Below are 26499 nucleotides of genomic sequence, written 5' to 3'. Positions count from 1 at the left end.
AATTTAGACACATGACTTGAGCACTGAATAAAAAAATCACCGGATGCAAAGTAACATCCGGTGATTTTGAGTTTATTTCAAGATCCATGATTCCGAGTGACAGTTGTTTAGAAAAAAACGCTTCGAACCGACCACATTCATGCTCATTGAATGTGATTCCGTTTTGAGGAGGATTCAGCCATTAAAAGAAGAACGCGAAGGGATTTTCTTCATCCGGATCATTATAGATCTCGCAGGTTGACATCCATTCCTCAATCATTTCCTTGATCGTGGTGGTGAGCACTTCATAATCCATTCTGTCAATGTGTCCCCGTCCCAGCATGCTTTTATAGAACTTCTTGATGCTGGCTGCATTACTTTTGATGCTGGAGGGGGTTGACCAGGTACACTTCCTTATAAAGAAACAGCCTAAAAAATCATCAATTTTATATGGCGAGGCTCCTTCAATCATTTCCAAAGGTTCTTCCCTGGTGAGGTATACATTGATATAAAAATCCACATTGTTGCGATGCCGTTGAATCGTTTTTTCGGTTAAGCCTTCCTTTTCCAGATCCTTGCAGAATTCCTCCAGATATACCTCGTTCCTGGCTTTGATCTCTTTACACTTCTCTAGATACTCTTCATAAGTCAATTCTATGTAATCCTGTTCTTCATTTTCCATGTTCTTGTCTCCCTGCTTCATCTGATTTATTGTCTTTCCAAGCTCAACTGATGTTATCCTATTTCAGATTATATCGTAATTTTTATCCTGATTGCAGGATGCAGTTCAATCTTTCCTTTGTCAAATTCTTATGGAGGGAGCACCAGGAATCCCAGAAGCACTATAAATTCTCAATCCTGTATATCCTGAACTACCGATTCGCATGGAGAAAAAAAATTTTACCTTGAATCAACATCACTCTCAAGACCAAAAACTGATGGATCGAACATTACGCAGGGTGATGGCTGTCTTTGTGATCGCTTCGAGCCAGATTATAGATTGATGCCAAGGCTAATGTGAAATCTGTTTTCTCACGCAGGATGGATGCTGTGGTAGAATAATACCCAGGCACTTTGGTGATGATCCTATTATTTGAGCTCTTGATGCTTTCATTTTCTTGGGCGATGTAAGACCACCTTCGAAAAATCCAGAAGAGATTTTCATGGCGGACTTATTGCTACGGCACTATTGTGGATTCGCCTGGGTGTTTAATAATCCCTATTATTATCATTTACCTAGCGTTTACCTTACTGATTACGAGGAGCAGACGATATGAGCTTACTAACCGCAACCAATCTGTCAAAGAGTTTTGGAGATAAGTTGCTTTTTGAAAATATTTCTTTCAGCATCGCTGATGAAAAAATCGGGCTGATTGGCATTAACGGAACGGGCAAGTCGACTCTGTTAAAACTCATTGCTGGATTGGAGACCAGTGAGACCGGCACGGTTCAAAAGTCCAGTGGGATGAAAATCGAGTACTTAGCCCAGGATCCGGATTTTGACGAGGAATCCACGATCCTGGAACAGGTCTTTAAAGGAGATACCCCTGTCCTGCGATTGATTCGGGACTACGAGAACACATTGGAAGAAATGACAGCCGGCAGGCTGGATGAGCATATTCAAAAAAGTTTCTCTGAATTGAGCGATCAAATGAGCGCGAATCACGCCTGGGATATGGAAAGTCAGATCAAGACCATTTTAACTCAATTGGGGATTCATGATTTTACGAGAAAGATGAAGACCTTATCCGGTGGGCAAAAAAAGAGAGTAGCTCTGGCCGGGGCATTGGTAACGCCATGTGACCTGCTGATTTTAGACGAACCCACCAATCATCTGGACAATAAAATGATCGACTGGCTGGAAGGACATATCCGGCGGATGACAGGTTCCTTACTGATGATCACCCATGATCGGTATTTTTTAGATCGAGTGGTCACAAAGATCATGGAGATCGATCAGGGGAATTTATATGTATATGAAGGAAATTATACGTATCACCTGGAAAAAAAGCTTGAACGCCAGGAATTAGCTGGTGCCATTGAAAGAAAAAGGCTGAATCTTTATCGAAAGGAATTGGCCTGGATCCAGCGAGGCGCGAAAGCCAGAAGCACCAAACAGCAGGCTCGGATTCAGCGGTTTGATGCGTTGAAGGACGCAAAGGTGGATATTTCTGATTCTCAGCTTGAAATCAGCAGCATCCACTCCAGATTGGGTCAGAAAATCATTGAACTCAACAACCTTCAGAAAAGTTACGGTGCAACAAGGATCCTGAACGGATTTACCTATACCTTCCAAAAGGACGATCGCATCGGCGTCGTTGGTGATAATGGAGTCGGCAAGACCACTTTATTAAATATTCTCATCGGAAAAGCACCACTCGATGCAGGGACTGTGGAATTGGGTGACACCGTAAAGCTGGCTTATTTTTCACAGCGGATCGAATGGATGAACGAATCCCTTCGGGCTATTGAGTATATCAAGGAGACCGCAGAATATGTGACGACTTCCGACGGACATCAGATCAGTGCTTCCCAGCTGATGGAAACTTTCCTGTTTCCATCAGATCTGCAATGGACACCAATCAATAAGCTTTCCGGCGGGGAAAAGCGCCGCCTCTACCTGATGAAAATCTTGATGGAAGCCCCTAATGTCCTGGTATTGGATGAACCGACCAATGATATTGATATCGATACATTGAAGGTATTGGAAGCATACATCGACGACTTCCGAGGACCTGTCATCACCGTGTCCCACGATCGCTATTTCCTGGATCGAATCTGCAATAAGATTTTACACATGGATGGAAAAGGGAATGTAACTCAGTACACCGGCAATTACTCTGACTTCGCCAGGAATAACCGAAATGCCAATACCCTTCTAACAGAAAGCAGTGAACCATTAAAAGATGTTAAAAGTAAGGCCGCACTGGTTGAAGACAAAAAAGCCAGGGTAAAAACCCCGACCAAATTATCATATAACGAAAAGCGCGAATTTGAGACCATTGATGAAGAGATCCAGAAACTGGAAGAAAAGCTGGATCATATTTCCAATGAAATCATTCGCTATTCCACTGAGTATACCAAGCTGGAACCTTTGCTGGCTGAGAAAGATCAACTCGAAGAACAATTATTGAAAAAAATGGAACGGCAAGAGTATCTGACATCTCTGGTTGAGGAATACGAGAAACTTAGAAGTTGAGTTCATCGACAGTTAAAAAACTTTCAATTGCCAATCCCCTAGACCTGGTCGCTCCGATCAACCTCAAGGCACCGAAAAAGACTCATGCAGTGCCACCCTACCCTTGTTTACCACTCCCAAGGAACTTTTCCCTGAGACTATGGAAATGAAGAGAATTGGTTTCCGGTATCCGGTGATTCTTTCCGGAAAGTCTGGAAACAACAGATATCAGGCCTTTCCGGACCTTTTCCTTTTTCCGCAACTGTGGGTTCCTCAGGCGCTCATCGAGTACCTGACATTATCCTTGATCTGCTCACGGGCAATCCGATCCGTTAGCTCGTGAGTCTCCTGTACCACCTGATCCATGGTGAGGGTACCGCTTGCCATTCTTGAATCAAAACCTTGTCGGAGAGAGGTGAACATTGAGTTGAAATCTGTTAAGATAGGCATGAGAATAAGTCCTTTCGTGTAGTTTGTTTTTGGTTGTTACTAACGTTCTAGCACTTGGGCTTATTCTCTTTCATTTTCGACCTACAGTAACTTTACACTAAACATTGCGCTTTCTTATTTTATAGTATCTCAAAAATAAACTCGCAAGGTTTTTGCCCCTTGCTGTTAATCGGTGATGAAACAATTTCTTTTGTTTTTAGCTCAACGCCCAGTTGTAGCTGTAAGTGACACCGAAATGAGCCGGCACAACAAAAGCAATAAGAAAGCGGCATAGTGCGATCATCTTTATCGCCTGTGAGATCAGAAACCGTCATGCCCTTTTTTACGGCGGCGGAACAGACGCATTTGTATTTTTCATTTCCTTTGTATGAAAGAATTCCTGTCAATAAATTGTTCCCGTTGAAAATAATTTTTTCCCAATCAAAAATATTGTTATTCAGATGATTTACCTTTTCATCTAACGATTTCCCAGTCAGGTCTTTTCCAATCATTTTGCATTGTTCTAAAAATTTCTGTCCACCTCCACAAGCGCATGAATCTAAAATCTCACGCATCATATCATGGTCAAGCAGCCTCTCCATTCGCGAAATAACATCTACTAAATCTTCGTTGCCGATGATTTCTTTTACTATTTTTTCATCAACATTATTTAACGACAACTTCTTTTTTATTCCATAAACTCTTGCCATTTTTACTTTTCCCCCTTCAATTTGATTGGTTCATAAATGTTAATTTGATGATAGCCAAGCCCTTTTGTACCTAGTAGGGCATTGGCGACTAATATTATCAAATTAATCTTATGTAAAAGCTATTTCTGATCAAAAACACAATGGAAAATTAATATGACATTCTTTGCTCCCAGTAATCTATATAATCGCATTATGTAGATTCATAGTGAAGTTCCGTAATTTGGATGAAGCGTCTTATACCTTAAAATAAAACGTGTTACGATATTCACCTTCTTAGAAAGAGGATTACCACCTCCAATGATAGTTGGCGCTGCATTGATAATCCATTCATCCACTAAGCGCTGCTCTCCAAAATCATGAAACAATTCCCTTTCTCCGAAAATCCAAATATTCAAACCGTTCATTTGTTTCAATTTCTTGGCAAAATCTGCAACATTATCATTTGTGGATAAGATAAAAATATCATGGCATTGCCTATTTTTCATGGGAAGTGGTCACCTGCCTTATCGTTCTTCGGCCTTATATAATTGTGTCTATTGTATCATAAGTCTCAGAATAACCATGATCTCCATCACACTCGGTACTAAATAGCAATTCTTGGAAACATAATTGTGAACTTCCCATGATTTCTCCTACTCAACACTAATTAATTCCATAATAAACCTATTTAAAGCAAGGAATAGAGCCTGTTCCCCGCGTTTTCGGTTGCGGAAATGCGGGGTTTTTGCTATACTTAATTGAGTAGGATATCATTCTTAAAAAGGAGTAAAAATGTACTACGATTTTCTCGTAAAGATTCCGGAAAATACAGGCAAAATTACGGTGAACCGGCGCGGTGAAACCACTTATATTGAATACACCTATGCCCGTCATTACAACGCCGAAAAGAAGTATAACGTTCCCCAGCGAACTACGATTGGAAAACAGTCCAGGGTGGATCCAGCGATGATGCAGCCAAACCAAAATTTTATCAAGTTTTTCCCAGAGGTCGCCCTGCCCGATGAACGGAATCATTCCGATCGCAGCAGTTGCCTTTGTGTCGGGGCATTTCTTGTCATTCGCAAGATCATGGAAGAATACAAACTACCTGAAATTCTTTCCGATTACTGGGACAACCGAGGTGTCGGACTGTTTCTTGATCTGGCTGCTTATTCTATTATCTGTGAAAATAATGCCGGGCAATACTATCCGGATTACGCCTACAATCATCCGCTCCTAACAGAGGACATGACGATCTACAGTGACTCCACGGTATCTCGGTTTCTCTCATCGATAACAAGCGATGACAAAGTCGGATTCCTCAATCAATGGAATGCATCCCGGAATCACCGGGAGCAGATTTATATTTCCTACGATTCAACCAACAAAAACTGTCAGGCCGGCGACATCGAGATGGCTGAATTCGGGCATCCCAAGGATGATCAGGGCGTCCCCATATTCAATTATTCGATTGCCTATAATGTGAATAATAAAGAGCCGCTATTTTATGAAACCTACCCCGGCAGTATCGTCGACGTGTCCCAGTTGCAATTTATGTTGGAGAAGGCAAAAGGATATGGCTATCGCAAGATTGGTTTTATTCTTGATCGAGGATATTTCAGCAAGAAAAATATTCAGTACATGGACTCGTGCCAGTATGATTTCGTGATCATGGTCAAGGGGATGGCTTCTTTTGTCGAAAAGATCATCTTGAAACATAAAGGCAGCTTTGAGAAAAAGAGGTCTTGCGTGATTCCTGAATATCAGGCCTACGGGAAGACGATTCAGGAGAAGCTCTATGCGGATGATGAAATGGATCGATATTTCCATCTCTATCATAAAGTGAAAAAAGAAAGTGCAGAGCGTGGATGCCTGGAAGATAAAATTCAAAAAATGGCGGAATTTCTAAAAAAACAGGAGGGAAAGTCGCTGACATTCGGAGATGCCTATCATGAGTATTTTGAAATCTTTACCCATGAAAAGAATGATGGCACAAAAAAGTTTCTTTATGCAAAAGAAAAGAGCGAAGTGATCGAGAAGGAAATTGATCTTTGCGGATACTTTGTGATCGTCACGTCAAAAAAAATGAAAGCAGCAGAAGCGCTCTCGTTGTATAAGAGCCGAGATGCATCAGAGAAGCTATTCCGTGGAGACAAATCCTACCTGGGCAATAAAAGCCTGCGAGTCGCGGGGAATGAGTCTGCCGCCGCGAAGATATTCATTGAATTTGTGGCGTTGATTGTGCGGTGCAAGATTTATACGCAACTAAAAGCAATGATGAAAGAAATGGCAAAGAAGCCGAATTACATGACCGTTCCAGCTGCGCTGAAAGAGCTGGAAAAAATCGAAATGGTGCGGCAGATGGATAACGTATACCGGCTTGATCACGCCATAACCGCAACACAAAAGACGATACTGAAAGCCTTCGGTATCGATGAAAACTATATCAAAACCAGCGCAACGAGATTAAGTGAGCTGTTAAAAGTGGCCGCGATGCCAGAAAGGGATGAGGAAGATGGCGCGTACGAGGAAGACAATCTCTATTGACGAGAAGATAGCCCAGGCAAAGGAGAATTTTGAAAAGGCTAAGGCCAAGTATGATAATGCCGCGAAGGAACTCGAAGACCTCCAGGAAAAGCAGAGGTCAATTCAAAGAAACGAACTGATCAAAGCTGTTGAGAAAAGCGGCAAAACTTATGCTGAAATCATGGCATTTCTTGGGAGTATCGATTGATAAGAAATGCAAAACCAGGTGCTGATTAGGACTTTGAGTAGGTAAAACGTGAGAAGTTAACAATCAATGCGCTTCTTGGGGAGCGACTGAAGTTCATCATTGCCGCTGGCACGCATCTGGCCTATATCCGAAGACATATCGACGGGATCTATGACAGCATCCGATCCTTCGAAAACCTGGATGAGCAATATGGCTTATACTCCTCAACCATTCTGACTGACTGGGAGTTTCAAAAAGAACGCCCCAACAAGAAAGATGTCATCCGAGAAAAACGCCGGGTCTACCTGCACGCTTACTTCAACATTGAAAAATACGCGGATGAAGAAGCTCATTTTGATCGACGACTGCTGTCGATGAAGGGGGAAATCCTAAGCGGAAAACGTAATCCCGATCATGAGACGTTCTACAAGAAATACTTTGAAGTGACAGATACCCCGGTAAGGGGCATTAAAGTTACCGTGAAAGAAGATGTGGTCAAACAGACGAAGCGCTATTTTGGATTCTTTGCGCTGATGACCAATGAAAAGATGGATGCCATCACGGCTTTGACGCTGTATCGGAATAAAGATCTGGTGGAAAAGGCCTTCGGCAATATCAAGGAACGGCTCAATCTGAGGCGACTCTTGGTTTCCTCAGAAAAAAGCCTGGATGGAAAACTCTTTGTGGCCTTCGTCGCGCTCATCTATTTGTCCTACCTCAAAAAGCAGATGCAGGATAAAGGAATGTTCAAAGATTACACAATGCAGTCTCTGCTGGACAAGCTGGACGTCATAGAGTGCTTTGAAAACCCAGGCCATGACTTGAGGGTTGGTGAGATTCTCAACAAACAGAGGTTGATCTATGAATTCATGGGTGTTGAGACCCCATCATAGTTATGTGTTCCGGGAATCCAGGATACATGAAACGCCACCTGGAATATGCCGGGATCGACCATGAGCTCTTCTCAGATGAGGCTACTGAGGCAATCTATCGATATTCCGGTGGATCCGCCAGGCTAGTCAACCAAGTGTGTACCAGCACTCTGATCTTTGGTTACCAAAGTGGAAAGCGAATCATTGACGACCACATGGTCAAACTGGTCATCAATGGTGAACTGAGCTAAACAAAATGGCAAGTTGAAATTTCTCTCAACTTGCCATTCTTTCCAGCAATTCCCGGACAAGAAATACCATCAACTTCTGGACAAGGAACAATAGCAGTAACACTCAACGTGAATTGAGACCACGGTTAGGATGTCTTGAATATATTTTGGAATGAATTGAGACCACGGTTAGGATGTCTTGAATATATTTTGGGATGGATTGAGACAAAGGTCAGGATGTCATTAAATGGTTTTCGGGAGCTTGTGTATCAGGAAAACTTTCATATTACTTTTTGCTGGGATTTGCGTTTGAGGAAAAATTTCATTGGGGCTTGAATGTTTGGAAATTGTCACAAGAGAACTCCATCCCAAGGGTAGAGACGATCGTTATGATACCCTAGACTCATAGTTGAAAAATACCGTCTTGTATTGAGAAGTAAAAGAGCTAATCTAATTCCTGATTTTTTCGATAGATGAAAAAATACACATCCATCCTTATCCTTTATTAATTTCCTCAAAATCAACCTCAATAATTTCGCCCTCTTTTTTCCATTGTATAAATTGTTCACTCTGTTGTTCCTTGTTTTCCAATTCTTGTTTTATAAGATTTATACGGTCTATTAGCTTTAAATATTCAGGAAAAAACTGAGGAATAAATTTTTCTTCATCATTGAGAAAGTTTAAATATTCTTTTCTTTGTTCATTAAAATCTGAAACCATGCTACTTATGGCTTCGGAAAATACCTTATCCTTTTTGTTCTGGTCATAGGCTTCCCATGAGTCAAGTGCTATACCGATGAATGCACCAACATAAGGCACTGCTTTGTTAATTCCATTAGCTATCTTAATTGCTCCCCAAGGTTTAAATTTTATTGGTAATTTCAACATATCGCGTGCTGCTAAAACAGCCATGTTGTCAATATTAATAAATCCATTTTTCAAAAATTCATTACCCATTTTCAAGCCATTGAAGGCTAAATCACCAACTACGTTGGTATAATGTTGTACTCCTGCATTGAAGCTTATATTCAATCTATTAATTTCACGAGCTGTATTTCCCAGTTGACGTTCAAATTCATTATTAATTCGCGCTTCAAGAACAACGCCTTCACTTCCTATGTTATTTTGAAAAAAATCATTAAATGTTTCTATGTTTGTTCCTTGGGCTTGTAAAATTAAATTAGTAAAAAAATTGGTAATAAACTCACGTAAATTAGTACGTGCATTGATAATTTTGCGTTTGGTTTTTTCTAGATCTTTTTCAATATCATTACATACCTCATTCAATTGAATGCACTCTTTTGCACTTTTATTTACCCTTTCTTGAGCAATTGGCATTTCTCTAAGAAAAATATCCTTAACTATACTTTTTTGAGAGGACAAAATCAGTGCGTGTTTGCTTCCAACAGATTTTATCTTATTTGTTGTAGCTTCTTTTAATGTTTGAATACGGGAAAGATTCTTGTATTCATCGAGATAACCAAGCCAATAATCAATACCCTTGCCAAAAGGGTTTGCTGAAATAGCTACAATGCTCACATCTTCGTACGGTTGAATTATATCAAATGCCCGCAATCGTCCTAATATATTTTCCTTCTTAATTTTAAGCCCACGTTCGAAAGAATCGTTGTCCTCAAGATCTACTTCTTCATCAAACCGGCTAATAACAAATACTGTGCGGGATAGAATGTTTAGGTCCTTAAAAAGCCAGGTTAATTCTTCCTTGTGACTTTCCTTTATAGGATTATAGGGATTCATTACATATAGCACAAGATGAGATTCACTTACATACTTATTTGTAACATCTTTATATTTCTCTTTATCATCAGTTTCCTTGAATCCAAATAATCCAGGAGTATCAATTAACTCAATATCACCAAGAGTGTAAGTTACTATTTCGTTCGAAGATTCACTCTGACTGATTTTCATTGTAGTTTTGTCATAGTGTTCGGACCATGCAGCTGCAATGGATGTTTTCCCTTCTGAGAAACCACCAATCAAAACAACTTTTAGTCTCTCAGTCTCAGTAGTGTTGATACCGTTCTCGATCTTTTTTATTAATTTCTCATCAATTTTGACTCCAAATTTTTTCCCACTTTCCAAAAAGGCTAGTAACCTTTCAAGAACTTCAACTGTCTTTTTTTGTTTTTCTCGAAAAACTTCAACCGTTTCCATTAACTCTACTCCTTATGCTTCCATTTCTGTAATTAATAGTTCAATCTCTAATTTGGCTCCGTTAAAAATTTTATTAATTGATTTAAATTGGTCGATCGAACTAAGTAACTCATTTTTTATTTTTTCTAGACTACTATTTATAGGTTCATAACCATCGACCAATTCTTTCAATAAAACATTTAAGATGTTATCCTCCATTTTTTTTATTAAGTCTTCCGAAATTTTTTTCTGATGAGATTTTCGATACTTAGGATCAAAATAACCCCATACCTCTCTTCCAATGGAGATTGCAGCACCAATAACAATAATTCCCCATGCCGCAGGATTAATAAACAATGCAACTAAACCTAAGCCAACACCAATTATTTTGCCCCAGTTAACCTTTTTATTAAAATCCGGAATTTCGAAATTAAAATCAAATTGTAAATTGCGGAAATTATTTAACAATTCAGTTTCGTAACGATTATGTTTTTTTACAATATCCATAATTTCACCTTCGAATTCACTAATAATTTTAGTAATTGCTTTTTCAATTTTTTCTCTTAGTTTTTCAAATTCTTCTTTTTTTCTAAGTTCAAAAATTCTATTAAATTCATTATTGTCCAAACCTTTATCAATATCACTGTAAAGTATAATTCTTAATTGTGTTGTGAATGCATTAACAGCCTGACGGATAGTCGAATTTAGATTTTCTTTTAGAATTTCAACTGCCTCATCTAATTGATAATCGGTTCCTTTTTTGGTTTTAATCAGCTTTTCCTCATTTAATTTAAATTCGTTTAGGATATCTGATAATTCACTCCTAGCCTTTTCAATTGTGATTTTAATTTTTTTATAATTTGATTTTTTTATTTTTTCTCTGCAATTTTTTACAAGATTAATTTTGATCCAATCACTAAAATTACTTACTTGGCTTAATTTCAAAAGAGTTTCTGGTGATTCAACTTTACTAAAAAACTTTTTTTGTTCTCTCTCAAAATCATTTTCGTAACAATTAGCAATGGAAAGGAACGCCGGAAAAGCACTCAATATGAAGTGTTCTCTATAATGATCACCTAGTCTCTCCCTCATTCTTTCATCAAGGTCTTTTAAACTATTTTTTTCATCATCATTGACTAGATTAGGTACTAAATTTTTATAGTTCTTAATTCTTTTGTTATAAATTGAATATACTTCTGTCTGTTGGGAAAGATGATTTTTTATTTTTTCAATAGTTCCTTCTTTCTGATTATCTCCTGTTTGGGGCGGTTTAGCATCTGAACTTACATAAAATACAGCATGAGCTTTCTGCACAGCATCATTAATCTCATCTTTAACAAGATCTTCGTCTCCTTCAATTCCCGGAAGGTCAAGTATAGCGAATTTCTGCCCATTACTTTCAAACTCATAAATTGCTACTTTGCGTGTATAGTCAGACCTTCCATCACCTATTATATTTCCATCAGACTTACCTGATAGCTCCTTTGATATTCGTGTTATTTCATTATTTAAGAATTCTTTAGAAATCTTTAAACTCCTAACTTTTTCTTCGCCTTCGATTTGCACAGCTTTCCTAGCGCCTTGTAACTCTGAAGTGTGAGTGTTTAACAAAGTGAGATCTGAATTATAGTTTTTTATTTTATCCCTGATTATTTGCTGTTCGTTTTGTTCTTTCAATATTCCGAAAAAGGAACCAATTGTATAGAATATAGATAACTCACGTTTAATAGATAAAAAAAGTTCATTTTGTTGTTGTTTGTCATTTAGTCTGGCAATGCTAGAGAACAGGTCCGATTTTTCAGAATCTTTGATTTTTAAATTATTATCAATATCAGTAATTCTTAACTGATATTCTTTATTTATTTGTTCCACCATACTGATTAAATAAATAATTTGGTTTTCAGCATCGAGTTTTGAATTGTATAATGTTTTAAATTGTTCTCGCTCCATTTCTTTTGTAGGTTCTCTAAGTAAAATACGCAATGTTTCAATAAGTGTTGACTTCCCAGCATTGGTTTCTCCATAAAAGGCAATACTAAAAACGTCCCATTCTGCATTTGACCGAAGGATATCAAATGAACTTTTTAACTCTATAAGTATCCCCTCTAATCTATTCCGGGCACTATCTAATATATTAGTGATTTCTTCATCCGAATTATCTAAATTTAGGGAATGAATCAGATAATTAACCTTATTTATTACTCTCTCATAAATCTCACTCGAAGAACCCATTATTAATGAAACACCTCCTCACTAGTACTAATCAAAAAGCCACCATGATTAAACAGTTATCCATTGTGGGCTATTATTTTTTCCTCTTTTGATTCATTATTGCATCTGCAATATCCTGCTTGGCTTTGTTTTTCTTCACTAACGCTGAATATTTCATCACAGCATAACATAGTACCAGAAGTTTAAACACTGTCTTTCACCCCATTTAATACTGGTTTTGTTCGGAATTAACAAGTACTTCAATCAAACAATGATTATGGAGAAAATATTCACATCGTTTACAAGCATACAGTTATTCTAGCATAGGTATAACCAAAAGGAAGTATCTTTTACCATTATTCTATGCCAATGTGAAGACACTTTATTATTAGGTTAATATCCGTTTTTGATCGATTTACCCAGGACTTCCGGGAAATAATTAAAACCCCAGGGTCACTGTGGCAATTCTTTTCTTGCTTGTATATCAACAGAAATTCCTGATTTGAAATCAACCTTGAGATGATCATCAAAGATGGTGATTCTCTCCACCAGGATCCGCACATATTTTTCTTCATACTCGGTTAAAGCGCATGATGAAGTCTCAAGAAAACCGATCATTTCATTCATCCGTTTTCTCCAGTCTTCTTTTGCTGACTTCTCTTGAAATAACCCCTCCTTCTCCTCCCGCAGCCTTAAAATTTCATTTCCAACATCATCGACAGAATCCTGGCTGTTTACTTGGCTCAAGAGCTTTCCCTGGAGGCTTCTGATTTTGCCATGAATTTCTTCCGCTCGATTCTCCGTATCTTCCTCCAGAGTGCTCTGGATGTTTTCCCTTAAGATGGCCAGGACTTCATCCTTTTCCTGGAACGTCTCGTTAATAGCCATCCACACCGCCTCCTGCAATACATCCTCTGCTAAAGTCCTGGCATTGCATCCGTTCTTGCCATGTTCTACTCTGCAAGCGCAGCGCCACACCGTTGATTTAAGTCCTCGGTTATTCCACTTGATTCGCCGGTAAATGTCTCCGCATCCTCCGCAAAACACAATCCCTGACAGGGCATATTTCCCACTGTAGATCCGCTTTCGATTGGTGCCAGTCAAATTTGCTCTTCGAGTAATTTCCTCCTGCACTTTCAGAAAAAGATCTCTTTCGATGATTCCCTCGTGACTATTCTCCACATAATACTTTGGAACCTGCCCCTGATTGGTTCCGCGCTTTTTCTCAAGTATGTCCACGGTATATGTCTTTTGAAGGATGGCGTCGCCGATGTATTTCTCATTGGTGAGGATTTGCTTGATGTTACTTTCATGCCACCTGATATGCCCAGCTCCGTTTGTGATGCCATCACCCTCCAGGGAGCGTTTGATTTGAAGAAGGCTCTTGCCGCTGATGTACTCCCGGTATATCCGCTTCACCACCTCGGCCTGGAGAGGGTCAATGATGAGGTGTCCATCTTCGTCCTTGGTGTATCCCAAAAACCAATTATGATTGACTTGGACTTTCCCTTGCTGGTATCGAAACTGTAACCCAAGCTTTACGTTTGCTGATAAGGACTCACTCTCCTGCTGAGCCAACGATGCCATAATAGTCATCAGTACCTCTCCTTTGGCATCCAGGGTGTGGATGTTCTCCTTTTCGAAGAAGACTCCGATATTCTTACTCTTTAAGGCTCTGGTGTAATTTAAGGTTCCCTCCTTCTTCTTCCGGGATCGGGTTCAAATCCTCGAGCAAACGAATATCATTGCTGGACAGCCAGCCATTCTGTCTTCCGATGGCATATCCATTCATTCGACTCTGGTAATCTCCTCGAAGGAGTCCATCGACATTGAGTTTAATGAAGTATTCGGTTTTCTCTTTGGGGAGAAAGAGTGATCGCTGCAGGGCTTGCTCCCATCGAATGACCCAAGGGTCCAGGGTGTACTTCACAAACTCCAGCGACTGCTGCTCAATATTTGAAAAGCTCGACTTCTCCAAGTCTCCCACCATATGAGGCGGGATCCGGTAGAGCCGCGCGATTTCATTGATCTGGAACTTTCGAGTCTCTAAAAACTGCGCTTCTTCAGGCGGAATACCTATTTGCTGATATTTCATGCCTTCCTCGAGTACCGCCACTTTATGGGCATTATTGGAGCCGCGGTACACATCATTCCAGGAATCTCGGACCTTTTTAGGATCTTTTAGAACCCCTGGGTGTTCCAGGACACCGCCCGGATTGGCACCATTAGCAAAGAAACTGGCCCCATATTCCTCGCAGGCGATGGTCATACCTACAGCGTTCTTAGCCATGGCAATTGGTGAATACCCTAAAAGTCCATCAAAGCCTAGCCCAGGGATGTGCAGCACATCCTGTCTTCGAAGGATAGCCGGTCCGTCTTTATAGTTTTCATCTGATGTCCTGGAGTAGGTGTAGTAGATTTCCCCGCTTTTGTCCCGCCAGACCTCCATTTTGTTTGGCAGCAGCGGATAGAGAGCTACTACCCTCCCGGCTCCATCGCGAATGATTTGAGCATAAGCGTTCCCCCAGATGAGTAGATGACTCATTAGTGTTTCCCGAAAAACAAAGGACGTCATTTCCGAGTTCGGTTCATCATGAAGGATGTAGCAGAGCGGGTGATCGTAGACCCGTTCTTTACCGGCGGGAGTGTATCGGTAAACATGGAGTGGCAACGATGCCAGGGCTTCTGAGAGGATCCGGACACAGGAATACACTGCAGTGGTCTGCATGGCAGTGAACTCATTCACGGCCTTTCCACTGGTTGTGCTGCCGAACAGGAACGAGTAGTTTGAGCCAGAATAGTAATCAGTCGGCTTGTCTCTGGATTTAAAAAACATTGATAAAATGCCCATCGGCAGCACCTCCAAAAATGTGCATGAAAAAAGCACCCACTTAAGTAGATGCTCTGATAATAATTTTATAGTCCAAGAATTTGTTTTTTCTTCTTTTCAAAATCTTCTTTAGAGATAATACCTTTTTCCATTAGCTCATGAAATTTAAGCAATTCATCTGCTTCGGAAGCGTGTTCGAGAGATGGAGTATCGTTAATCACAGTATTAGCAATATGTCTTTTATTACTTTCCAGTATGTTTTCCAATAACGCTAAACATTCAAAAGCTTGTTTCTTCAAAGCCTTATAAGTCATACTCTTACGTGGTGTAGATTTTTTTAATAAAACAATGTAATCCACTGGTTTCTCCATATTGTCGAGGACAACTTTTATTTCTAATTGTGAGCATACTCCATTACTCTTTTTTCCACCAACCACAGACCCTACAATTGCCCCAGCTGAACCAAACGTCATAGCCCCTAGAACTGCTGTCCCAAGTCCTCCTTTTGTAATAGTTTCTCCATCCTCAATTAGTTCGAAACTAACGAGTGAATCGAAGTTATATGTCCACTGCTCTAGAGGAGGCGTACCTGATCTGTATAAAAATCCATAAGGGAAAATGGCAAATTTAGATTGCTTTTCATCAATTTGAAAAAAGTTCCCTACAGATTTACTTGCACTAAATGGTACTTTAAAAATAGTGTTATCTGGGTTATAACGGCATTTCATTTCTTCTTCAATCTCTTCAATTAGTAACCCGAAATATTTATCGGATTTCACTTCTGGAGAATAAATAGATCCAAGCTTAGGTTCCACGAGAAAAGTAAGTGCAACATTATCTCCGATTGGCTCAATATCAATATCATATAGAATGCTATTTACATCCATTTTCATCCCGGTCTTAAAAACTATTTTTCTATTAGGTTTATCAGCCCGTTTTAGTCTACCGATCTTTTCAGCAACAGTGACTATACCATTAAATGCCTTCTCAAAATCAATGGGCAATGTTCCTACGTATTTAAACTGCATGATTTCCTCCATAAAAATACTGTTACTATTAATTATACGTGCATCACTTTCTAAAGTAAAACGAACAATAACTTCAACCCATTATTCAATTTTCTATGTCAAGAAACTTTTTTATTCATTGCTCAAGAGAACTAAGGAAACACTGATTATTTGAGGTTAACGTTTCCCAGTTCGTTCATTATGTTGTTTTTTTGCTCATGGGTGCACAAAAATGCTGGATTTTAGTGCGATTTCAGCCCGTTTTGTGGGCTAACCCCCAATTTCGGGCGCACTTATCCCATGCAGAATTCTTTCGTTCGTTTTGCACGAATACAATTCAACAAATTGGCGCTGGCAAACAAGATGTTGAATCTATTCAAATTTTTGCTGATCCCCCGATAAACTACTTTGGCATAACCAAAGAACCGTTTGACGATCAAAAATGGGTGCTCCACTTTGCTTCGAACGGATGATTTGCGTTGTTTGGTTATTTCACTCTAATGATACCGGCCTTAGCGGAAGCTAAGACCGGTATCATTATCTAAGTTTTGCAAACAATTATACTAGTACATTGTAACACTTAAAACTATACTATAATCGCATATTCTGATATCCTCTAAGTAGGGGGTGTGAGTATGCCTAAAGTATCGTATGTTGTTGACCTCAGTGATAAAGAACGGGTGAAACTCCTAAACATTGTCAATAAAGGAAAGGCCACCGCGAAACGAATTCTTCATGCTAATATCCTTTTGGCTGCAGACATTAATAATCCAAACAAAGCCAGTTCTCCTGTGATTGCAGAGCGCTTTCATGTGCACCGGCAAACTGTCCAGACAGTTCGAAAAACCTATGCTACTCAGAGTTTGGAAGCTGCGCTCGATCGAAAGAAACGTACAAAGCCACCCATTGATCCTAAACTTACAGGGGATGTTGAAGCCAGAATCATAGCGATCTGTTGCAGCAATCCACCTCCAGGGTTTGAGCGGTGGACTTTGCGCCTGGTTGCAGAGGAAGCAGTCAAGTTGGAGATTGTCCCAACCATTTCTCATACGTCGGTGGGCAGGATCCTAAAAAACGAATTTCAACCTCATCTAAAGAAGTGCTGGTGTATTCCTGCCGATCAAAATGCTGCGTTTGTCGCTTGCATGGAAGACGTTCTGGCGGTATATACTCGCCCTTTCAATCCATCTATTCCAGTCATTTGCATGGATGAAAAGCCATGCCAGCTGCTGGATGAGGCCAGAAAGCCGATTCCCGCAGCACCTGGATCTGTGAGGAAGGAAGATAACGAGTATATTCGCAAAGGGACTTGCAGCCTTTTCCTTTTTACAGAACCTTTAGGCGGCTGGCGGCGGTGTGATGCATCGGAACGACGCACCAAACAAGATTGGGCAGAACAGGTTAGGATTCTTTTGGAAGAAGACTATCCGGACTGCGAAAAGGTCGTACTTGTGATGGATAATCTCAATACCCACAACATTTCAGCATTGTATGAACGGTTTCCGGCTTCTCATGCGTTCCGCCTGAGCCAACGACTGGAGATCCATCATACTCCAAAACATGGAAGTTGGCTTAACATAGCCGAAATAGAACTTAGTGCATTAACAACTCAATGTCTCGGTCGAAGAATCCCAACAATCGAGATGATGGATCGAGAAGTGAAGTCTTGGGCTACACAGCGAAACTATAATCAGAAGTCAGTAGACTGGCAATTCGATGTAACCGATGCACGATGTAAGTTGAAGCATTTATACCCGGTTATTAGTACAAATTAAGATGTTACAAGGTACTAGTAACGATCTGCAAACTCCTGAAACCATTCTAATGTCTGAGAAAATCAGTCCTTTCCATCTTGTTATCCCCTCCTATTTTTAGTATAATTATACTAAAAATAGGAGGGGATAACAATGGCTCGTCCCACGGATTCTAACAGCCCTTACCGGGTATCGATTCATCACAATAATGGATACCACTATGCCAGTACACAGCCGGCCAGAGTGAACCCAAAGACCGGAAAACGGGAATACCGTCACGTTTATTGGGGGACGGTAACAGATGATCTTAAGTTTATTCCGGGAAAGAATTATCTTCTGGAGTCTATTGAGGAACGAGATAAACTCATCTTCCCGGAAGGCTGGGATCTAAGTGAAATTGACAAACTGTCAGGACGACGGAAGGCGGGAAGGCCGGTTATTGAAAGTCAGGATGAGAACCGGCTCTATGGCGACATATGGCTGTTGGAGAAGATTGCGGAACAGACCGGCCTGAGATTCGACCTCATGAGCACATTTGACGGAGATAAGGAAAAAGTAGATACCCTCATGACACTGGCCCTCTATCTACTTTGTGGACGAGAGACCTATAACCAACTGGCTTCCTGGCAGCGCATAGCAAAAACACCACGGGCAAAGCCACTCTCTTCTCCGTATATTACAAGGTTTACCCAGTCCATTACAGAGCAGGATCGCATGGCGTTCTTGCGTCTGCGGGCACGCCGACTCCACGACAATGAGGTTTGTGCTGTCGATTCCACAAGCTGTTCCAGCTACGGACACTCGCTGGCAGATATCCATTACGGGCGGAACAAAGAACATCTGCCCCTTCCACAAACCCTGGAAGTAGTAGTCTACACCTTGGATGGCCACATGCCAGTCTATTATCGCAGCTTTGCCGGAAACACCCCTGACTCCCGAAGCCTGGCCGTGATCCTGAAGGATTTGAAACAGGCCGGCATGAAACGAATCATCCTGATCACTGACCGGGGTATGAATCGATCCGCAATCTGGAACTATACATCGACCAGCAGCAACGCATGATCATGGGAACCAAAACCGGCCAGAAACATGTTCGTCAGTTGATCGATGAATTCGGAAACTTCGGCCACCACCCGGATGGTATGCAAGTGGATCCGGAGGAACGGATCTACTATCTGCAGAAAGATATGGATTACCAGATCGAAGGGCAGCGTGACAACGTCAAGAAAGCAGAAAATCTGAAACTGAACCTGTACTTTGATCCCATCCGCCGAGGCAATGAACTAACGGATCTGGACATTGCTCTGGCAGCTCAGAGAGAAGCCTTGGAAGCGTCCCTTGTTAACCAAATCCCCTTGGATGATGATGAAACGCTCAAACAGGTCTACCGGTTTTATCGGTTGAAGTATAATGCGAAAACTCGAATCCTGGAGGACTTCAGCCTGGATGAGACCAAGGTCATCCGGTGTCGGCGAGAAGCAGGTTTCTTTGCCAACACGACCCATGGTTTGGACATGGATGCGTTGAGTGCTAACCGGCATTACAGGCTGCGGGATGAACAGGAGAAGTATTTTGCCCTGATGAAAGGGGTCCTGGGAGCCGACCGCCAGCGTACATCAACGGAAACTGGAAAAATTGGTCGTTCCTTTATTCTCTTTGTTGCCCAGATCATGGGCTGTTACCTAAGCCATGTCCGCAAAACAAAGCTGGGCGAACAGTTTCATTCGGTAGCGGATGTGTTAAACGAGATGAGGCCGATTCGCTATATCGAGCACCCCAACACGAAGGCGTACATTACCCCATTTGTGGGGAAACAGGTGGACATATGCGAGGCTCTTGGCTTTGAGATCCCTGAGGGATGCGCCCCGGACTACGTGGTGAAAAAGACGAACAAGGGTAAGCGCGGACGTCCACGTAAAAATCAATTGGTCGTTAAGGAATAGTTTCTAGTATAAAACTCTGTAAAACTCAGAATCATTAGAGTGAAATAACCACCAGCCCAGTTCCGAGAAAAACAGGGTATTCTCTTGAAATTGCTGAAACGCTGCCTGGGATACTTTGACTCACCAGCCATGAACAAACCCATCAGCCCAAAGACGATCGATGCACTCAAGACACTGTCTTTGATTCATGATCAGCAGTTTGAGATGTGGAAGTAAAAAATAACCGGATCGAACGTCGAATTGTCAGTGTGTCCCAGCCCTGGGTGAGGCCTATCAAGCGGGGCAAGGCATCCGTCAACACCGAGTTTGGTTCGAAAATTGCCCTCTCAACGCTGGATGGGTATGTGCGAATGGAGTATTTTTCGTTTGAAAACTTCAATGAAGCCCTGACCTTGCAAGAGAGTGCAGAGCGTTACAAAGAAAGAACAGGATCATATCCTGAAAGGATCCTGGCAGATAAGATATATCGAAACAAAGCCAACCTGGCATTCTGCAAAAGCAAGAATATCCGAATGAACGGTCCGGCACTTGGCAGACCCCCAAAGGATCCTCAGGTGCGCCAGCAGCAGCGAGCAGCAGAGGTCCAGGAGGCTGGCGATCGCAATATGGTGGAAGCCAAAATCGGAGAAAGCAAACGGAAGTATGGTCTAGACAGAATTATGGAGAGAACACAGCAAGCCACTGAGGTGATGATCTGTGTTAGTTTTGTTGTGATGAATTCCTTCCGCAACCTGAGGAAGCAGCTTGCTTCTTTTTTTGACAAAAACCAAGTCTTCAATTTCTACATATCTTTCGAGGTTTATGCAATTGCTTCCTGAAAAGTAGCAATTATTCATAACCCTCTATTTACTTAATAGAATTCTCGCATTTCTCTCTTTTCTTCAAGTTTCGCGTCGGCAAAATATGAATCACTTATTTTTCGAATTAAAGATGCAGTTTTAGGAAACTCAAACATCATTTTATCTGCGTACTCTTCATATCTTCTTGCAATTTGTATTTCTTCTCTCCCCCCCGTAACATTATATACACCTCTCTGGTTTCTCTTTCCAATAATGAAGTGTTGTCCGATATTTTCCGTTCCATGTTCTTCCAAGAACTCTCTAATTATTTCGTGTGGCCATACGCCATCACTCCCCAAAGGGGAATATGACAATAATTCTCCAATACAAATTTCGAATGCATTTTTATAACCTATACCTTCTGATATTTCCATAACACTTAAAAACCATTTGTTAAACACTTCTTGATCAACAGTAATATCCTTTTCAATACATCCAGGAATTAACTTAAATCTTTTTAGCAAATTATATGCACGACTAGCCCTCTCAGCATTATCATCTTCTATGTTTTCCTTGTGATCATCACTTTTATAAGCCAGGGCAAGCAACTCAACAAATAAATTTGGATTCTTTGCTAACTGAGTTGAAAGACATCTCAAATTATAATCATGATCAAAAACTGGTAAATACGCAAGCTCCAGTTGTGCAATTAATTCTTCATTTAGTTTCTCTGAATCATAGAGCTTTTCAAATAAATGAACAATATCATGGGCTGGTATACATTTGAATTCCATCCCATTTTTTTCAGGTTCGGGATATTGTTCTAAGACCTTTTGCAATATTTTAATAATATATTCAATATTATTAAATGCTGAATATGCCAATGTATCAATTAGAGTATAAGGCCTATTATTCTCTAAAAATTTATCTATCAAATATTCTGTATTAGCGGTATCTTGATTGTATAAACATGATGCAGAAATATTTTCCCAATAATACCGCTGTATTTCTTCATCGGATTCATCCAAATAATTCCATATATCTTCCTCGGCTGGTAGTGAAGTTAATATGTCCATAATTTCATTTTTATCTAAATCTGAAAATAGTTGTTTGAAATAATCAAATCCTTGTTTTTGATATATACCTGTTATCACATTAGTAAAAAATCTGAGACTCTTTTCCTTAAGATCAAAGACCACTTCAGGATTAAACTCATAATTTAATATGTCCATAACAAAAATATTAGAAAAATCATGCACATCTTCTGCCAGACTCAGCATTTTATAAAGCTCTTCAATTCCCCAATTATCGTTTATTTCTTTTATCGCATCTCTTCTCTTATCAAATATTACTTTTCTTTCAGCTTCAAAATCATATTTTTCATTTTCATAAGAAGTAGGGGTTAAAATATAAGGGTTATACTTAAATAAATAATAATATTGATGAGGTCCTTCAGGCTTAATTTTTGTATAAATCTGTACAATTTTCAATACATTCTCTTCAGTTATACTCCATTCTGCATTGGAAAACTTTCTATAACGATAAATTGCTTGACCTAATATATCAGCGAGATCCATTCTTTCCTCTGGATTATATCCCCCAAGATGATGAGTACATAATTCGAAAAGAATATCAAACTCATCCAAAAACCAATTAACTTTATTCAATATGATTTTCCATTGTCCAATATCTGCAGTTAAATATTTTAATGCAACATTCTTGACTTGTTTAATCAAGTCAAAATACTTCATTTGTGTAAGTGCTTCTTGATTTCTATAATCACATTCCTTCCATCTTGGTTTACAAATATTACTAGAAATTTGATGATTATCTGGAAGCAAAATTCTTATTAGTTCCCATCCAGCATATGGATACTTCTTGACAATGCCATCAATTATAATTATATGTTCATCTTGAGTCAGGCAATTTTGAGGATGCCATAGGCAAAACATGTTATACAAAGTATTTAATGGTGTATTTGATAGTTTATAATCAAACCTTTTTTCCACTAGTTTTACCAAAATATTTATTGCTCTTACCACATATTCCTTGTCCCAAGAAACTTTTTCCAAAGCCCATAAGATATGCGTATAAAATGTTCGCCCCATAAATAAATCTTTAGGTTGATCAAACATTTTCCAGAACTCAATATCCTCAGAAATAACCTCATTTTCAAGTTTTGACAATACCGAATTAGGGGAAGCTTCAATTAACAGAGGGATGTGATTCGCGATTGTATACCATCCTTGCCAATCTAACTTTTCCTCCAATATTTTTTTCACAATTTTATCAACATCATTCTTTGTCGAAAAGCTATTGAACAAGTTTTCTTCGCCATCACGTTCAGCCAACATTACCATAGTAATTACAAGTCCATCGAGTAAGGCTTGTGAATATTTATGGCTCTTTCCAAAAATGCTAGCTGCAAACCATTGCTCTTCCTTGAGTTCATACGTTGGATCATTCACTGAAAAAACTACCGGTATGGTACTACACAATTTTGTATAAATAGCCTCATTAATTCTATTCCAAAATATATTCCATAAATCAGGTACTGACACAATGAAGTATCTGTGATCTATTTTTATTAATGGAGGATCTTCAATCGTAAGCCATTTTGTTAACCGATTTAAATAATCCAAGTAATTTTCACCTGCAAGTGTCTCTATCAATGCGACATCTCCACTAAAACTATCATCCCAACCACCTAAAAATAATGCAGGTATCAAATCATCTATATTAGTGTCGTCAAGCCACATAGGTGTTTTTCTTGATGGTACTGTTGTTAAAAGTCTATACAATGCCATGAAGCTTCTTTTAGTATTGAAAACCATTTTGCTGTGTTCTTCAGCTTCAACGCCTATCTCCTTTAAGGCATTTTCAAAATCATTTTTCCTTTGTTTAGAAATATCTATTATTCTATAATTATCCCTAATTTTTACAAGCGGAGAATATCTACTCACTAAATGAATTACTTTAGCTTTTTCAACAGATTGTATTTTGTGAGTATCTGAAAAGAAGGGGATAAGGATTGCTTTATCATTATCAAAGACCTTAGAATTTTTCCAGCTTTCTTCATCGAGAACAATCAATGAATTTGACATTACTTCCTCATATCCCAGATTGTCGGGCTCAATAAAAATTGAAATAAAAAATAAAAGTGCCTCTAAAGTCGAATCTGCACTTAAAACTAGATGTTTTTCATTTGATTCAATCCAACTTAATATTTCATCTCTAGGTGCTGTTCTTCCATATAGGAAAAACTCTTTTTTCAATACTGGATTCGTCGTCTTAACCATATCGTTCCAATATTGCTCAAGAGATGTATAATTGCCCAAATTTTTACCTATTATATTTGAAAACCAAACTGCCACAGAATAACATGATTCAAGCCACTCTTCTAAATAATTGGCGTCAATAATTACGATATCTTTCCATTCCGAACTACTTTTAGCAGTTTCAATTTGTTCACTAATTGAAGTTCTATGATACCAGATTCGTGATGTAACAAATACAAATACACTATCGGATTTAATAATTCCTAAAGGATCATTTGTCCGTTTGACGAAATCATCATTAAATTTTGATAATATATTCGCATCTGTTCCAAATTCCCATACGGATTGGCCCTCACGTAAATAGTTGTTACCTGTAGTCAATCTAAGGATTCCATCATATCCTGAGTATTGAATACTTTTACCTGATGGAAAATTAAAGAAATCTATTTTATCAGAGGACGCAAGAATCAGTTTAATTATTAATTTCGGTAATATTTCTTGTGCCCTACGGGGTTCTTTTTGAGTCCATGCATCAATTTCCGCAGCACTAATCCACTTATAATTCAATAAACTCACCTCATTATAGCATCTGCTATTATAAATCTTACATGTCAAAAGAATTCAATATTTCCTTCAACTTCTTAATTTCATCAACTGTAAAAGTAATACCCTTACCCATTTTCATGAGCAGGATCCCATTCTCTGAGATCATACTTAGGCTCTTTATCATTCCAACTGACCAAATTAAGTTCTTTTGACCAGCCTTTCGCCGATTCTGAAAGGATCCCTATATTTTCTTTGATTTCGAATTTTATTTCTGCCATCTTCTTGTCTCCTTTGATTTTCTTACGGATTTTATTCCTCTAGATAACGGTCCATGATGAAGCTATTCAGCTCCTCTTTAGTCGCACGCCAGTCGGGTAGAAACTTGTCCATATGAGCAATAAAAACAGGCGTATGATTCTTTTCCAATAGATGTACAAGCTCATGGATAACAACATACTCAAGACACTCAGCTGGTTTCTTAGCAAGCTGCAGATTGATCCATATCCGCTTATCTTTTGTATTACACGTTCCCCAACGGGTTCTCATAATCTTAACACCTACAGAATTAGCCTTAACACCAATAATTTCTTCCCATTTATTAATAAACTCCGGGAGCTTTGTTAATCTTGAATCCTCAGAGCCGAAAAAAAAGCTTATTAAAAAACCGGTTGAGTAAAGTGCCCCCTATTGTCAAGACACGGATTTTGATTTCATCCGAACACCTTGTTCAGGCTGCGTGATGGGTTGATTGGTTCTGGCAGAAAGCATAGGGGGTAAGGCCCCCCAGGGATGCATGCGGACGAATGGTGTTGTAGGTGTGGATGTACTTTCTGATCTCTGTGATCATCTCCTTTGGTGTCTCGTACTCCTTGATGTAGAGGTCGTCGTATTTCAGACTGCGGAAGAACCGCTCGGTCCGTACATTATCCAGTGCCTGTCCTTTGCCGTCCATGGAGACCTTAACATCGCAGGAGTCCAGGAGCTTAAGGTAGGCGGGACAGGTGAAGTGGCTCCCCTGATCCGAGTTCATGATCTCAGGCTTTCTCTCGCACAAGGCACGCCTAAGGCAGCGCAGGACAAACTCCTTCTCGAGGCTATAGCTGATCTCATAGTCGACGATCCTGCGGCTGAACCAGTCGATGATGACGAACAGGTACAAGAAGCCTTTCTTGAGGGGAACATAGGTGATGTCGATCCCCCATACCTGGTCGATTCGCTCGATAACCAGGTTCCTCAAAAGGTAGGGCCGGACGTACTGCGCGTGGTATCGTCGGGAGAGGTTCGGGCCAGGATACAGGGCCTGGATGTCCATCAGGCGCATCAGGCGCCGAACCCGCTTACGGTTGATGTCGTGGCCGGAATTGCGCAGATAGTGGGCTATCTTGCGGTAACCCCAGGCCGGGTGCTCCAGATGGATCTTGTCGATGATCGTCATGAGGGTAAGATTCTCTTCTGGTTCCCCGTGGTCTATCCGCTCCTCCTTTGTACGGTAGACGCTGATCCTGTTAACGTCAAGCAATTCGCACTGACGCTTGATGGTCAGGGTCTCATTTTCTGGGGTTACGAGTTCGGTGCGCTCCTTGTGGTCCAAAGACTTCGTCAGATTTTTTTTTTAGCCAGTCACACTCGATGCTGAGCTGACCGACTTTTTGCTGCAGGACCGCGATCTCTTCCTCTTTTTGGGCGAGCGCCTCTTCCTGATCGGACGGTCCGCTCTGGAAGATCTGGGCTGCCCGTTCCTGGAACTGGCGGTGCCAGCTGCTCAACGTGGCAGGTGCGATTTGATGGATCTGGGCTAGTTCATTGAGCGAGTGCTGTCCGCTTAAGAGCTCCAGCACAACCTTTGCTTTAAAATCAGGGCTATAGATTTTTTTCTTCTTACTCATACTCTCCATTCTATTCGGATG

General features: G+C 40.1%; 22 protein-coding genes and 2 pseudogenes. 10 read left to right on the top strand and 14 right to left on the bottom strand.

The window, feature by feature from the left end:
* Positions 1–181 precede the first annotated feature (181 nt).
* The gene (locus P6M73_RS04475) at positions 182–661 is read right to left on the bottom strand and encodes a hypothetical protein (protein ID WP_277854914.1); all 480 of its coding nucleotides are present in this window, start codon (positions 659–661) and stop codon (positions 182–184) included.
* Positions 662–1252: 591 nt separating this feature from the next.
* Between P6M73_RS04475 and P6M73_RS04470 the strand changes: the two genes are divergently transcribed.
* Positions 1253–3178: an ABC-F family ATP-binding cassette domain-containing protein gene (locus P6M73_RS04470; RefSeq protein WP_277854913.1), complete on the top strand. Its 1926-nt coding sequence runs from the start codon at positions 1253–1255 to the stop codon at positions 3176–3178.
* Positions 3179–3430: 252 nt separating this feature from the next.
* Here the strand turns inward: P6M73_RS04470 and P6M73_RS04465 are convergent, their stop codons facing one another.
* The 3 genes from P6M73_RS04465 to P6M73_RS04455 form a co-directional block, all read right to left on the bottom strand.
* Positions 3431–3607, bottom strand: a complete 177-nt coding sequence (locus tag P6M73_RS04465) for a hypothetical protein (protein WP_277854912.1) — start codon at positions 3605–3607, stop codon at positions 3431–3433.
* 119 nt (positions 3608–3726) lie between these two features.
* The gene (locus tag P6M73_RS04460) at positions 3727–4296 is read right to left on the bottom strand and encodes a hypothetical protein (RefSeq protein ID WP_277854911.1); all 570 of its coding nucleotides are present in this window, start codon (positions 4294–4296) and stop codon (positions 3727–3729) included.
* A gap of 200 nt (positions 4297–4496) precedes the next feature.
* Complete coding sequence (locus P6M73_RS04455) at positions 4497–4781, bottom strand: dihydrofolate reductase family protein (RefSeq protein WP_277854910.1); 285 nt, start codon at positions 4779–4781, stop codon at positions 4497–4499.
* 286 nt (positions 4782–5067) lie between these two features.
* Between P6M73_RS04455 and P6M73_RS04450 the strand changes: the two genes are divergently transcribed.
* The 4 genes from P6M73_RS04450 to P6M73_RS04435 all read left to right on the top strand — a co-directional run bounded on the left by P6M73_RS04450 (position 5068) and on the right by P6M73_RS04435 (position 8111).
* Entirely contained in the window at positions 5068–6822 is a 1755-nt protein-coding gene (locus P6M73_RS04450) for an IS1634 family transposase (RefSeq protein ID WP_277854909.1), read from the top strand.
* Positions 6791–7009 carry an ErpK protein gene (locus tag P6M73_RS04445; RefSeq protein ID WP_277852971.1) on the top strand — a complete coding sequence of 73 codons (219 nt, stop codon included), beginning with the start codon at positions 6791–6793 and terminating at the stop codon, positions 7007–7009. The genes P6M73_RS04450 and P6M73_RS04445 overlap by 32 nt, the downstream gene beginning before the upstream one ends.
* Before the next feature lie 62 nt (positions 7010–7071).
* Positions 7072–7881, top strand: a complete 810-nt coding sequence (locus P6M73_RS16945) for an IS1634 family transposase (protein WP_489666488.1) — start codon at positions 7072–7074, stop codon at positions 7879–7881.
* 26 nt (positions 7882–7907) lie between these two features.
* Positions 7908–8111 (top strand): general secretion pathway protein, encoded by a 204-nt coding sequence (locus P6M73_RS04435; RefSeq protein ID WP_277854907.1) that lies wholly within the window; start codon positions 7908–7910, stop codon positions 8109–8111.
* Positions 8112–8585: 474 nt separating this feature from the next.
* Here P6M73_RS04435 and P6M73_RS04430 read toward each other — a convergent pair whose 3' ends face one another.
* The 6 genes and pseudogenes from P6M73_RS04430 to P6M73_RS04400 form a co-directional block, all read right to left on the bottom strand.
* Positions 8586–10265: a LeoA/HP0731 family dynamin-like GTPase gene (locus P6M73_RS04430; protein ID WP_277854906.1), complete on the bottom strand. Its 1680-nt coding sequence runs from the start codon at positions 10263–10265 to the stop codon at positions 8586–8588.
* Positions 10266–10277: 12 nt separating this feature from the next.
* Entirely contained in the window at positions 10278–12476 is a 2199-nt protein-coding gene (locus P6M73_RS04425; RefSeq protein ID WP_277854905.1) for a hypothetical protein, read from the bottom strand.
* A gap of 432 nt (positions 12477–12908) precedes the next feature.
* Positions 12909–14084, bottom strand: a complete 1176-nt coding sequence (locus tag P6M73_RS16940; RefSeq protein WP_489666487.1) for a recombinase family protein — start codon at positions 14082–14084, stop codon at positions 12909–12911.
* 31 nt (positions 14085–14115) lie between these two features.
* The gene (locus P6M73_RS04410) at positions 14116–15306 is read right to left on the bottom strand and encodes a phage portal protein (protein ID WP_277854903.1); all 1191 of its coding nucleotides are present in this window, start codon (positions 15304–15306) and stop codon (positions 14116–14118) included.
* 65 nt (positions 15307–15371) lie between these two features.
* Positions 15372–16313: an SHOCT domain-containing protein gene (locus tag P6M73_RS04405; protein WP_277854902.1), complete on the bottom strand. Its 942-nt coding sequence runs from the start codon at positions 16311–16313 to the stop codon at positions 15372–15374.
* A 272-nt stretch (positions 16314–16585) separates the two neighbouring features.
* A pseudogene (locus P6M73_RS04400) lies at positions 16586–16768 on the bottom strand (IS5 family transposase); the annotation flags it as partial.
* 159 nt (positions 16769–16927) lie between these two features.
* On the opposite strand from P6M73_RS04400, the gene P6M73_RS04395 reads away from it, so the two are divergent.
* The 5 genes from P6M73_RS04395 to P6M73_RS04375 all read left to right on the top strand — a co-directional run bounded on the left by P6M73_RS04395 (position 16928) and on the right by P6M73_RS04375 (position 20807).
* Positions 16928–18067, top strand: a complete 1140-nt coding sequence (locus P6M73_RS04395; RefSeq protein WP_277854901.1) for an IS630 family transposase — start codon at positions 16928–16930, stop codon at positions 18065–18067.
* A 132-nt stretch (positions 18068–18199) separates the two neighbouring features.
* Complete coding sequence (locus P6M73_RS04390; RefSeq protein ID WP_277854900.1) at positions 18200–19108, top strand: hypothetical protein; 909 nt, start codon at positions 18200–18202, stop codon at positions 19106–19108.
* Positions 19105–19989: a hypothetical protein gene (locus P6M73_RS04385; protein WP_277854899.1), complete on the top strand. Its 885-nt coding sequence runs from the start codon at positions 19105–19107 to the stop codon at positions 19987–19989. Before P6M73_RS04390 ends, P6M73_RS04385 begins: the two co-directional genes overlap by 4 nt.
* Before the next feature lie 84 nt (positions 19990–20073).
* The gene (locus P6M73_RS04380; RefSeq protein ID WP_277854898.1) at positions 20074–20205 is read left to right on the top strand and encodes a hypothetical protein; all 132 of its coding nucleotides are present in this window, start codon (positions 20074–20076) and stop codon (positions 20203–20205) included.
* On the top strand, positions 20196–20807 hold the full coding sequence (locus P6M73_RS04375) for a transposase (protein WP_277854897.1): 612 nt from the start codon (positions 20196–20198) through the stop codon (positions 20805–20807). The genes P6M73_RS04380 and P6M73_RS04375 overlap by 10 nt, the downstream gene beginning before the upstream one ends.
* 32 nt (positions 20808–20839) lie before the next feature.
* Here the strand turns inward: P6M73_RS04375 and P6M73_RS04370 are convergent, their stop codons facing one another.
* From P6M73_RS04370 to P6M73_RS04355, 4 genes and pseudogenes are all read right to left on the bottom strand, one after another.
* A complete protein-coding gene (locus tag P6M73_RS04370) occupies positions 20840–24613 on the bottom strand; it encodes a hypothetical protein (RefSeq protein ID WP_277854896.1) in 3774 nt (1257 codons plus the stop codon).
* Positions 24614–24650: 37 nt separating this feature from the next.
* Positions 24651–24870, bottom strand: a pseudogene (locus P6M73_RS04365) (YdbC family protein).
* A 31-nt stretch (positions 24871–24901) separates the two neighbouring features.
* Complete coding sequence (locus P6M73_RS04360) at positions 24902–25174, bottom strand: M48 metallopeptidase family protein (protein WP_489666486.1); 273 nt, start codon at positions 25172–25174, stop codon at positions 24902–24904.
* A 145-nt stretch (positions 25175–25319) separates the two neighbouring features.
* A protein-coding gene (locus P6M73_RS04355; protein WP_277854895.1) for an IS3 family transposase occupies positions 25320–26478 on the bottom strand; the annotation gives its coding sequence in 2 pieces (ribosomal slippage) (positions 25320–26205 and positions 26204–26478; 1161 coding nt in all).
* Positions 26479–26499 lie beyond the last annotated feature (21 nt).

Origin of the sequence: Anaerococcoides asporogena, from assembly GCF_029590275.1 — a bacterium.
GTDB lineage: Bacteria > Bacillota > Clostridia > Clostridiales > Clostridiaceae > JG1575.
Note: the sequence above shows the minus strand (reverse complement) of the source record. Positions and strands in the feature narration are given on the sequence as shown.